Annotated in this window: 1 protein-coding gene; it reads right to left on the bottom strand. The window is 63.5% G+C overall.

What is annotated here, in order from left to right; translation table 11 throughout:
- Positions 1 to 140 precede the first annotated feature (140 nt).
- Positions 141 to 1,916: a sulfoacetaldehyde acetyltransferase gene (gene xsc / locus ACR0LL_RS21020; protein WP_209599474.1), complete on the bottom strand. Its 1,776-nt coding sequence runs from the start codon at positions 1,914 to 1,916 to the stop codon at positions 141 to 143.
- Positions 1,917 to 1,925: the final 9 nt, after the last annotated feature.

The following is a 1,925-nucleotide window of genomic DNA, read 5'->3' as shown; positions in this document are numbered from 1 at the left end:
CCCTCTGCGCGTTGATGGCCCCTTTTGTGATGCGGGGGTCGTTGCCTTCGCTGAGGGCGATTATGGGACGGGTGGCCGGAGCGTTTTGCCGCAACAGCTCGACGGGTGTCAGGGTCATGTGCTCCGGCCTCGTCCTGGGGTTAAGCGCCCTGCGCCTTCATGTCATCGGCGCTGATGCCGGCGACTGCGACGGGTTTTTTCATCGCGTCGCGGCGGAAAGGTTCGCCAAGCTCCTGGTTGATCAGGGCCTCGATCAGCGTGGTGATGCCGTTCTTCTGGTCCTCGATCGCCTGGTTCAGCGCCGCGGTCAGCTCGTCCTGGGTGCGGGCAACAACGCCTTTCAGGCCACAGGCCTGCGCGATACCGGCATAAGACACCTTGGTGTCCAGCTCGGTGCCCACGAAGTTGTCGTCGAACCACAGGGTCGAGTTGCGCTTTTCCGCGCCCCACTGGTAGTTGCGGAACACGATCTGGGTCACGGCGGGCCATTCCTCGCGGCCAATCGCGGTCAACTCGTTCACCGCGATGCCAAAGGCACCGTCACCGGCAAAGCCCACAACCGGAACATCCGGGCAGCCGATCTTGGCACCGACAACGGCGGGCAGGCCATAGCCGCAGGGGCCGAACAGGCCCGGCGCCAGGTATTTGCGACCCTCTTCAAACGACGGATAGGCGTTGCCGATGGCGCAGTTGTTGCCGATGTCCGAGCTGATGATCGCCTCTTTCGGCAGCGCCGCCTGAATGGCGCGCCACGCCATGCGCGGGCTCATCCAGTCGGGCTTGGCCGCGCGGGCGCGCTGGTTCCAGGTGGTGCCCGGATCGTCATCCTCATGGGTCATCGAGGTCAGTTCCTGCGCCCAGGCCGATTTCTTCTGCGCGATGCGCTCTTTGCGCTCCTTGCGGCCTTCGTCGCCGGCGGTGTCGCTCAGCTGGGCCAGAATGCCCTTTGCCACCTTGGCGGCGTCGCCGATGATGCCGACGCTGACAGCCTTGGTCAGGCCGATACGGTCAGGGTTGATGTCAACCTGGATGATCTTGGCATCCGCGGGCCAGTAGTTGATGCCATAGCCCGGCAGGGTCGAGAACGGGTTCAGACGGGTGCCGAGGCACAGGACAACATCCGCCTCGCTGATCAGTTCCATCCCCGCTTTCGAACCGTTATAGCCCAGCGGACCGGCAAACAGCGGGTGGCTGCCCGGGAAGGCGTCATTGTGCTGGTAGCCGACGCAGACCGGCGCATCCAGGCGCTCGGCCAGCGCTTTCGACGCCTCGATGCCGCCTTCGGCCAGAACCACACCGGCGCCGTTCAGAATGACAGGGTTCCTGGCGTTCGACAGCAGCTCGGCCGCCTGAGCCACGGCGCTTTCGCCACCCGAGGGGCGCTCGAACTCGACAATGGCGGGCAGGTCGATATCGACAACCTGGGTCCACATGTCGCGCGGGATGTTCAGCTGGGCCGGGGCGCTGGCGCGCTTGGCCTGCATGATCACACGGTTCAGAACCTCGCAGACGCGGGTCGGGTCGCGGACCTCTTCCTGATAGGCGACCATGTCCTCGAACAGCTTCATCTGCTCGACTTCCTGAAAGCCCCCCTGACCGATGGTCTTGTTGGCCGCCTGCGGGGTCACCAGCAGAAGCGGGGTGTGGTTCCAGTAGGCGGTCTTGACGGCGGTCACAAAGTTGGTGATGCCCGGGCCGTTCTGCGCGATCATCATCGACATCTTGCCGGTCGCGCGGGTGTAGCCATCCGCCATCATCCCCGCGCTGCCCTCATGCGCACAGTCCCAGAACATGATCCCAGCCTTCGGAAACAGATCCGAAATCGGCATCATCGCAGAGCCAATGATCCCAAACGCATGTTCAATACCATGCATCTGCAAAACCTTAACAAAGGCCTCTTCCGTCGTCATCTTCATAGGGGTGTT

The sequence above is a fragment of the Ruegeria sp. AI2 genome (genome assembly GCF_056541275.1).
This window is presented reverse-complemented; position numbering and strand designations above follow the sequence as displayed.

What these genes read in the sequence shown, in the direction of transcription:
- xsc (WP_209599474.1), bottom strand. Translation starts at nt 1,916, where the DNA reads ATGAAGATGACGACGGAAGAGGCCTTTGTTAAGGTTTTGCAGATGCAT.